The sequence below is a fragment of the Kocuria sp. genome (assembly GCF_030530945.1).
Lineage (GTDB): Bacteria > Actinomycetota > Actinomycetes > Actinomycetales > Micrococcaceae > Kocuria.
Map to the genome: position 1 here is coordinate 1 of NZ_JAUMTZ010000007.1, position 9,747 is coordinate 9,747.

At 70.8% G+C, this 9,747-nt stretch carries 6 protein-coding genes; 2 read left to right on the top strand and 4 right to left on the bottom strand.

From position 1 onward, the window contains the following. From Q4A22_RS07625 to glgC, 3 genes are all read right to left on the bottom strand, one after another. Positions 1 to 1,161, bottom strand: a 1,161-nt coding sequence (locus tag Q4A22_RS07625; protein WP_303178263.1) for a hypothetical protein, incomplete at its 3' end; no start/stop codon positions are given. A 115-nt stretch (positions 1,162 to 1,276) separates the two neighbouring features. Beyond that, on the bottom strand, positions 1,277 to 3,934 hold the full coding sequence (pepN, locus tag Q4A22_RS07630) for an aminopeptidase N (protein WP_303178265.1): 2,658 nt from the start codon (positions 3,932 to 3,934) through the stop codon (positions 1,277 to 1,279). Positions 3,935 to 4,109: 175 nt separating this feature from the next. Beyond that, positions 4,110 to 5,354: a glucose-1-phosphate adenylyltransferase gene (gene glgC / locus Q4A22_RS07635; RefSeq protein ID WP_303178267.1), complete on the bottom strand. Its 1,245-nt coding sequence runs from the start codon at positions 5,352 to 5,354 to the stop codon at positions 4,110 to 4,112. 279 nt (positions 5,355 to 5,633) lie between these two features. Here glgC and glgA point away from each other — a divergent pair, with 279 nt between their 5' ends. After that, complete coding sequence (glgA, locus tag Q4A22_RS07640) at positions 5,634 to 6,827, top strand: glycogen synthase (protein ID WP_303178270.1); 1,194 nt, start codon at positions 5,634 to 5,636, stop codon at positions 6,825 to 6,827. On the opposite strand, the gene Q4A22_RS07645 is transcribed toward glgA, so the two are convergent. Next, the gene (locus Q4A22_RS07645) at positions 6,809 to 7,465 is read right to left on the bottom strand and encodes a TetR/AcrR family transcriptional regulator (protein WP_303178272.1); all 657 of its coding nucleotides are present in this window, start codon (positions 7,463 to 7,465) and stop codon (positions 6,809 to 6,811) included. The genes glgA and Q4A22_RS07645 overlap by 19 nt on opposite strands. 96 nt (positions 7,466 to 7,561) lie before the next feature. Between Q4A22_RS07645 and Q4A22_RS07650 the strand changes: the two genes are divergently transcribed. Next, a complete protein-coding gene (locus Q4A22_RS07650; protein ID WP_303178274.1) occupies positions 7,562 to 8,809 on the top strand; it encodes an ABC transporter permease in 1,248 nt (415 codons plus the stop codon). The last annotated feature ends 938 nt before the right edge of the window (positions 8,810 to 9,747 follow it).

Genomic DNA, 9,747 nt, shown 5'->3' on the forward strand with positions numbered 1-9,747 from the left:
CAGCACCAGCAGGGCGCTCACCACGGGCTTGACCCCGCTCACCAGCCGCGAGACCGCCGAACCCCCGGCGGGACGGGGGGCGCGGGTGCCGGCCGCAGGACCCGGGCGCTGCGCGGTGGGGGCCTGGGAGGCGCGGGCGGCCACGGCGGCGTCGTCCCCGCGGGAGGCCGGCGCGGCCGCGGGCTCGGTCCGGGAGTCGCCGCGGAGGCGGGCGGCGAGGCCGCGGGCGCCCGCGGGGTTGGAGCCGGCACCGGCGGTGGCTGCGTCCGGGTGGGCGGCGGCGAAACCACGCCGCCACTTCCGGGCGTTGCGCCCGTGGTCGGATTCCACGGCCACGTAGGCCGGGGGCACCTCGAAATCCTCGGCATCCGGGAGCAGCTCGGGGACGTCGTTGGGCAGCTCCTCGAACCACTGGGCGGGGACCTCGGAGGCGCGCGCGGCCTGCAGGGTCATGGACACCTCGAAGGAGGACCCGCGGATGGTGCCCCACACGGCCGTGAGGAGGTCGTGGTCGAAGGCGTGGTTGATGATGGGGATGAACTGCTGGGACATCTGGGTGGACAGTCGGCCCACCTGTTTGCGCTCGTAGAGCACGTCCACGGTGTCCACGGTGAGCCCGTGGGAGTTGCGGACCTTGTTGACCTCCAGGGTGAGGATCACCCGGCCCTCCCCGGTGGGCGGCACGATCGAGTGCAGGTACTCCGCGAAGTCCTGCTCGTCCAGGACCTTGATGGAGGAGCCCTGGGGCAGCACGGCGGCCTGGGAGGGGGCGGTGTTCAGGGGGAAGAGCATGTCCGGGGGAGCGATGTCGATCACGGCGCGCGCGGAGACCTCTGCCTGCCCGTCCTGGCGCAGCAGCTCTGCCTCCAGGTGCAGGGGAACCACGGGGGTGTAGCCGGAGGCGATCACGCGCGCGAGCTGGTGCCAGTACCGGTGCGCGTCCTCGGAGCTGAGGTGGGCCACCTTGTTCTCGCCCACGCGCACCGAGACCGTGCGCGGGTCGAAGGGGTTGTCGGGTTCCGGCACCAGCGCGGCCATCCCGTTCCAGCTCTGCGCGCGGCCCGCGGAGAGACCGCCGAAGACCCGCATGATCTCGACGTCGTAGAAGTTCTCGGTGACGACGTCCAAGGACCCTCGGTCGTTGAGCGCGTAATCGGTCATGGTCTCCCTCGCTGTCGAGCTGGCGGGTGCTCCGCCGCAGCATCGCATCTCATGCTATCCGTTGATCCCCTTGCATCGAGGTTCATCCACTGTGTGGACACCCCCGGCACGGGGCTCACCGGGACAGGCACGCGGCCTGCAGCTCCACCGCCCGCTGGGCGTCGTCCGTGAGCTCGGTGACGATGCGCCGCAGGGCCGCCGGGGCGTCGTCGTGGGCCTCCAGCCATGCACGGCTGGCCCGCACCACGGGGTGCTGCGCGGCCGCCTCCTGCGGGGACGACGACGCCGCCCGGGCGTCCACCGCGCGCGGGTACAGTCCGCGCACCATGCGGGTGGCGATCTCCATGGACCGGGTCTCCCACCACCAGGTGAGCTGCTCGAAGTACGCGGCCTCGTAGCGGTGCAGCACGGCGGGGGCCGCGAGCTGGAAACCCGCGATCGTGGCGGTGAGCTCGTCGTTGGACAGCTCGCCCGAGAGGATCCGCTCCCACGCCTGCTGCTTGGAATGGTCCGAGCGCATCGCGGCCGCGGCCTCCAGGTGCCCCAGGTGCCCGTCCCGGGTGGGGTCCTGGGCGTGCTCCGCCTCCAGCTCGGACACCGTGGTGTGGCCCGTGGCGGTGATCGCCGTGAGCATGGCCCACCTCAGCTGCGGGCTCAGCCGCAGCCCGGGCACGGTCCGCTCGCCGCTGAGCCACTCCTGGATGGGTCGGGCGTACGTGCCGTCCCGGGCGGCCTCGCGGGCGAAGGCGCGCGCCAGGATCAGCTGGGCGTCCGAGCCGGGTCCGGCGCCGAGCATCGCCGCGCCGAGGGCGTCCAGCAGGGTGCGGCGCACGGTGGTGCGCCAGGCCACGGGCACGTACTGGCCCAGGGCCTGGCGGGCGTGCTCCAGCACGGTGGTGAGGATCGCCGCGTGGCTCTCACCCGTGCAGCGGGTGGCGACCATGAGAACGTACTCGCGGGGGCACAGCCGCCCGTCGCGCACGGCGGCCCACAGCTGGGAGTGGGCCACCGCGCGCGCCAGGGGATCGGCAATGTCCGCCACGAGCTCCGTGAGCCCGGCGAGCGAGCGTGGGTCCGGGTGGGCCAGACAGTAGGTGAGGTCCGTGTCGTTGGCCAGGAGCACCGAGTGCGCGTCGGCCGCGGGCAGCCCGGCGAGCGTCACGGGGCCGTCCTCGGCGGGCACGCGCACGTCAACGCGCGCCGTCTCGACGACCGGCCCCGCGGGCCCGGCGCCGGAGCCTGTCGCGTCCCCGGCCCGGGTGGTCTCCTCCCGGGCGTAGCGCCCCACGGTCAGCACGTGGGGGCGCAGGGGAGAGGCGCTCTGGGTGAGGGTCGCCGGGCCGGGTGCGGAGGCGTCGTCGTCCGGGGCGGAGACCGCGAGCACCGGCACGCCGGTGGTGCGCAGCCAGGCGTCGGCCCAGGCGCGGACATCGTGCTCGCACGCCTCGTCCAGCACGCCCAGGAAGTCGTCCAGGTCCGTGTTGCCGAACGCGAAGCGGCGGAAGTAGGCGCGGCACGCGTCCATGAAGGCGTCCTCACCCACGAACGCGACCAGCTGCTTGAGCACCGCGGCGCCCTTGGCGTAGGTGATGCCGTCGAAGTTCTGCCGCGCGGCCTCCAGGTCCACGATGTCCGCGACCACGGGGTGCGTGGTGGGCAGCTGGTCCTGGCGGTAGGCCCACTCCTTGCGCGCAAGGGCGAACGTGACCCACGCGTCCGTGTACTCGGTGGCGTGGACCAGGGCGTACGCGCCCATGAACTCCGCGAAGGACTCCTTGAGCCAGAGGTCGTCCCACCAGCGCATGGTCACCAGGTCACCGAACCACATGTGGGACATCTCGTGCATCAGGGTGTTCGCCCGCCCGGACAGCTGGGCGCGCGTGGCCCCGGAGGGGAAGAGGTAGTCCTCGGTGAACGTGACCATCCCCGGGTTCTCCATGGCCCCCAGGTTGTACTCCGGGACGAACGCCTGCTCGTACTTGCCCCACGGGTACGCCACGCCGAAGAGCCGGGGGAAGAAGTCCAGACCCTGCTTGGTGAGCGCGAACAGCTCGTCGGCGTCCAGGTGCTCGGCGAGCGCCCGGCGGCAGTACAGCGCCAGGGGGACGGTCATTGCCTCGCCCTGGGGGTCGGTTCCGGACCACTCGTCCGTCACACGGGTGTAGGGCCCGGCGAGGATGGTGGTGATGTAGCTGGAGATCCGCTTCGTGGGCGCGAACTCGTGGGCCATCGCCCCGGGTGCGTCGCACTCACGGGTGCCCTCGGAGCCCAGCAGCTCCCCGTTCGAGGCCGCCAGCCACCCCTCGGGGGTGATCACCGTGATGTGGAAGACCGCCTTGAGGTCCGGCTGCTCGAACACCGCGAACACCCGGCGGCAGTCCGCGGGCTCGTACTGCGTGTAGACGTACACCTCGCCGCCCTGCGGGTCCACGTAGCGGTGCAGGCCCTCACCGGAGCGCGAGTACAGCGCCCGGCCCACCACCCGCAGCTCGTTCACCCGACCGAGCTCCGGCAGCCGGATCCGCGAGTCCTCCACCACGTCGTCCACGTCCAGGACCTCGCCGTTGAGCTCCACCTCCGTGACGGTGTCGTGGATGAAGTCGATGAACGACTCCGCGCCCTCCTCCGCGGTGAACCGCACGGTGACCTCGGAGCCGAACGTGGTGCTCGCAGGATCCTCCGCCCCCGACAGGTCCACCGTGACCCGGTAGTCCTCCACCCGGATCTGCTCCGCGCGCGTGGCTGCTTCTTCTCGGCTCAGGCTGGCTCCCATGGCCCCAGTCTAGGCAGCCCCCCGGTGTCATCCGTCACACCGCCACACCGGGCGCCGCCCTCGCCCGCGCCCCCGCCGTCCCCCCCCCCCGCCCCCCCGCCCCGACCAAGGGGCCGGCGCCGCCGCACGGCCACCGGGCGGGGTCGCCGTCCCCTTCCCCGCGGGGTGCGGGCGGCTACTTCTCGAACCGGTAGTTCTTCGGCGCGATCGTCAACCCCGAGTCCGTGACCGTGAGCCCACGGGCCAGGTCCTGCTCCCGGTCCAGACCCACCGTGAAGCCCGGGGGAACCACCACGTTCTTGTCCAGGATGCAGCGGTGCACGGTGGCCCCGGCCCCGATCTGCACGTTCTGCATCAGCACCGACTCCGTGACCCGCGCGTCGTGCTCCACCTTCACCTTCGGGGAGAGCACCGAGGAGCCCACGTGACCACCCGTGATCAGCACACCGGGGGAGAGGATCGAGTCGAACGCCACCCCCGCCTGCCCGTTGGGCCCCCGCACCGTCCTGGCCGGCGGCGCCATGATCTGGTGCGTGTAGATCGGCCAGTCGTAGTTGTACAGGTTGAACACCGGCAGCGGACGGATCAGGTCCATGTGAGACTCGTAGTACGAGTCCAGCGTGCCCACGTCCCGCCAGTACTGCCGGTCCCGCTCCGTGGACCCCGGGACGTCGTTGTGCGTGAAGTCGTACACCATGGCCTCACCCCGCTGCGCGAAGTACGGCATGATGTCCCCGCCCATGTCGTGCTGCGTGTCCGCCTGCTCGTTGTCCGAGCGCAGCGCCTCCACCAGGGCATCCCGGTCGAAGACGTAGTTGCCCATCGACGCCAGGAACGACCCCGGATCGTCCGGCAGCGGAGCCGTGGTGTCCGGCTTCTCCACGAACCGCGCGATCCGCGACGGCTCCTGCGGATCCGTCTCGATCACCCCGAAGGACTTCACCGTCTCCATGGGCTGACGCACCGCCGCCACCGTGGCCTTCGCCCCGGACGCGATGTGCTTGTCCACCATGTCCGCGAAGTCCATGCGGTACACGTGGTCCGCGCCCACCACCACCACGATGTCCGGATCCGCGTCGTCGATCAGGTTCATGGACTGGTAGATGGCATTCGCCGAGCCCAGGAACCAGTCCTTCCCCCGGCGCTGCTGCGCAGGCACGGACGTCACGTAGTTGCCCAGCTGCGTGGACAGCCGCCACGTCTCCGACAGGTGCCGGTCCAGCGAGTGCGACTTGTACTGCGTGAGCACCACGATCTGCAGGTACCCCGAGTTCACCAGGTTCGACAGCGCGAAATCGATCAACCGGTACCCACCGGCAAACGGCACCGCCGGCTTCGCACGGTCCTCCGTGAGCGGCATCAGGCGCTTGCCCTCACCACCCGCCAGCACGATCGCGAGAACCTTCTTCTGTCGTGACATACGTACCCCTCCACTTCGCGAGACGGTCAAGGCCATCGAAGGCCACGACACGGCGTCGACATTGACCGGACTTCACCGCCATTGTGTCCCACTCCACCTCCGCCTGTGCAATGCGTGCACCCGCACCCGCCCGGCACACCCCCCTCCGCCGCTCCGCGCTCGCCGCTCCACCGCACCTGTCCCCGCATGACGCCGCCCGCGCACCACCCCCGCGGGTGGGACGGGTGTGCGGCGCTCCCCGGCCGTTGCCGTGAGCGTGATGTGCGCTACGCTCGCGGTGTGCGAGTAGACATCCTGAGCAAAGAATTCCCGCCCGCCATCTACGGGGGAGCGGGGGTGCACGTGGCGGAGCTCTCGCGCGTGCTCGCACCGCTCGTGGACCTCAACGTCCGGTGCTTCGGCGAGCCCCGGGAGCCCGACTTCCACGGCGCCCACGTGACGGCGTACCCCACACCCGCGGAACTGGCGTCCGCCAACGCCGCCATCCAGACCCTCGGCGTGGACCTCACCATGGTGGGGGACGTGCAGGGCGCGGACGTGGTGCACTCCCACACCTGGTACGCGAACATGGCCGGACACCTCTCCGCCCTCATGTACGACATCCCCCACGTGCTGTCCGCCCACTCCCTCGAGCCCCTGCGCCCGTGGAAGGCCGAGCAGCTGGGCGGCGGTTACCGCGTGTCCTCCTTCGCGGAGAAGACCGCGTACGAGGCGGCCGCCGCGATCATCGCCGTCTCGGACGGCATGCGCGAGGACATCCTGCGCTCCTACCCGGACGTGGACCCCGCCCGGGTGCGGACCGTGCACAACGGCATCGACGTCTCCCAGTGGGAGCGGGACGAGGACACCGACGTCCTGGAGCGGTACGGCATCGACCCCGCCCGGCCCTCCGTGGTGTTCGTGGGCCGCGTGACCCGCCAGAAGGGTGTGCCCTACCTGCTGCGCGCCGCCCTGCAGCTGCCCCCGGAGGTCCAGCTGGTGCTGTGCGCCGGTGCGGCGGACACCCCGGAGCTGGCCGCGGAGGTCAACGGGCTCATCGACACGCTGCGGGAGCAGCGCGACGGCGTGGTGCTCATCGAGAAGATGCTGCCGCGGCGCGAGGTGGTCCAGATCCTCTCCCACGCCACGGCGTTCGCGTGCCCCTCGGTCTACGAGCCCCTCGGCATCGTGAACCTGGAGGCCATGGCCTGCGGCGCCGCGGTGGTGGCCACCGCCACCGGCGGAATCCCGGAGGTGGTGGTGGACGGCGAGACCGGGCGCCTGGTCCCCATCGAGCAGGTCACCGACGGCAGCGGCACCCCCCTGGATCCCCAGGCCTTCGTGGACGACTTCGCCGCCGCCCTCACGGACGTGGTCTCCGACCCCGCCCGCGCCCGCCGCATGGGCCAGGCCGGCCGACGCCGCGCCGAGGAGCACTTCTCGTGGGAGTCCATCGCGGAGCGGACCCTGGAGGTCTACCGCTCGGTGCAGTGAGCCTTCGCGCGCTCAGCGGTGTCCGTCCGTGCGGCGAGCACACCGCTGAGTAGCGCGTCCACGCCGGCCAGGTATCGGTCGTGGGTCTCCCGGGGGTCAGCTCCCACGCTGACCTGGACCATGTAGCCCTGGACCAGCCCGATGAATGCCGGACACAGGCGCTGCGAGGCTGCCGCGGCGTCGTCCCGTGAAAAGCCCGCCTGATCGGCGAGCCACGCGACCAGGTAGCGGTTGATGTGCTCGGTGGCCTCGTCCAGAATGCCCAGCACGGCGTCCCGCAGCTCGGGGCGGCGCACCGCCTCTCCCCACACCTGCACGGGCAGACCGGGAAATGTGGAGTGCTCCGGAATGCTCTCCACCACCGTGGCGATCGCCTGCGCGGGATGGGGGAGTGGACGCTGCTCCGGGAGGGAGTCCAGCATGCCCAGCCGGATGCGCATCACGGTGCGCCCCACGTCCAGCAGGAGGTCGTCCTTGCTCTTGTAGTAGAGGTAGACCGCCCCGGCCGACAGCCCCGACTCCCTGATCACGTCCGCCATGGACGTGGCGGAGAACCCGTGGACTCCGATGCACGTGAGCGCGGCCCGCTGGATCCGCTCCCGCATCTCCGCCCTGTGCTCTTCCGTGACCTTGGGCATGACCCACCTCTCAAAACGAATGATCGTTCTTGACAGGGTACCCGGGCGGGTCCACACTCTTCAAGAATCAACATTCTTTTGTGAAAGGAGTGCGCCATGTCGCACGTCCAGACCCCGGTCCGCAGGCCGCGGCCCGAGTGGACCAAGAGCGTCCGCGCGGCCCTCATCGCCTCCGTCGTGGTCTCCATCATCCTGCTGGCCTTCGCGTGGCCCACGGTCACGTCCAAGGTGCAGGACCTGCCCGTGGCTGTGGTGGGCAGCCAGGAGCAGATCGACTCCCTGACCGACAAGATGCCGGACGACAACCCGCTGGCCCTGCACCCCGTGGCGAACCGCCAGGACGCGGAGAACGGGATCCGCAGCCGCGAGGTGTACGGCGCGATCCTGCTGGGGGACCAGCCCGAGATCCTGACCGCCAGCGCCGGCAGCCCGGTGGCCTCCCAGATGCTCACCTCCATCGGGACCACCATGCAGCGGGGGATCGACCAGCAGGTCATCTCGAAGCAGACCGAGGCCCTGCAGCAGATGAAGTCCGCCATGGCCCAGGGGCCGAGCGGCATGGCGGCCATGGCTCAGCAGGCGCAGAAGTCCGGACAGGGCGGCCAGCAGGCCGCCACCCCGCCCACCGTGAAGATCACGGACGTGGTCCCGCTGTCCGGCGACGATCCCCGCGGCGCCGGCCTGGCCATCGCCGGCCTGCCCCTCACCATGGGTGGGATGATCGGCGGCGTGCTGATCTCCCTGCTGGTCAACGGGCCCCGCAAGCACCTGCTCGCCATCGTCCTCTACGGCATCATCGGCGGGCTGGCCCTGGCGTGCCTCATGCAGGGGCTCTTCCACATCCTGCAGGGCAACTTCTTCGCGAACGCGGGAGCCATCGGCCTGGGCATCGCCGCCACCGCCTCGGTGATCGTGGGGCTCAACGCCCTCATCGGCCGCCCGGGCATCGGCGTGGGCGCGGTGATCACCATGTTCATCGGCAACCCGCTGTCCTCGCTCACGCAGCCCAAGGAGTTCATCGCCCCGCCGTTCGGTGAGATCGGCCAGTGGCTCGTGCCCGGGCTGTCCGGCACCGTGCTGCGCGACCTGTCCTACTTCCCGGACGCGAACGTCTCCGGCCAGATCTGGGCCCTCATCGGGTGGCTCGCCGCCGGTGTGGTGCTCGTGCTCTCGGGCCACTACCGCAACCAGGCGGCACTACCGGGCAACGGCAGGGGTGGCGACGCCGACGGCGCGCAGACCACGGGGGGTTCCAGCACCGCGGGTGCGCACCACACCGTGACCACCGGCGAGGGCACCCACAGGGCCGCGTCCCAGGCGACCACCGGGACCGCCAGCGCCTGAGTCGTCGCGGTGGCAGGGGAGTTGGCGGCCGGGGGAGTCACGGGGTTCAGACAGGGGAGGTAACGCCCCACCGGCACCCCCAGCCACGGGCATCCCCGCACAGTGGCGCTTCCACCCGCCAGCATCCCGGTTCACCTCACGCAGCTTCGTACGACGCCGCCCGGTTGCCTTCTCCACGAGGGTGACCGGGCGGCGTCGTCGTACCGCCATGCGCACGGAGTGACGACACCGGGCGGCCATCCGGTGCCCACGCCCGGTGTGGCGGGCGGTGACAGTGCGAGAGGCCGGCCGGAGGTGACACCGGGCGATGGGCGCAGCGCACGCCGCACCGGTTAGCACAGACCGCCGAGGGGCGGGGCGACGGGTGAATGCATGAATGAGTGCATGAAGTGGGTGCCGACCCTGCGGGGAAGGGGCTTCCGGGTGTGCGGAGGGCGCTCGTTTCCGCTTTACTTTACATAATGTACATTATCGGACACATGGGTCAGACGGGTGTACGCCCACAGTGCCCGCAGCTTCTACAGGGACTGCCTCCCTCCAGACGCCGACTCCCGTGATGCCTGCATTCGTGCCCTCGGTGCACGGCCGCCGAGCCACGGCTGGCCCTCGGTGACCGTGCGGTCGGCTACACGTGGCCCACCGCGCTCGCGACTCCCCGGCCCGGCGCACACTGGTACAAACGACGAACAGCACACGACTGCGACCGGAAGTGGTCTCACGGCGCGATCCGGATCTGCTCCTACCCGCCGCTCTGCAGCTCGTGTTTTACATTGAACTTGAAGAATATTTCTTGACCTTCACTCCAGTGTTCAAATAGTCGCCGCAGTAGGATGGCCTCATGGAAGACACCTCCCGGCCCACCTCCGTCTCCCCCGGCGGCGACGCATCGCACCCGCCCTGGGTCGAGCAGTCCGAGCCGACCCGCTCAGCCGATCCCG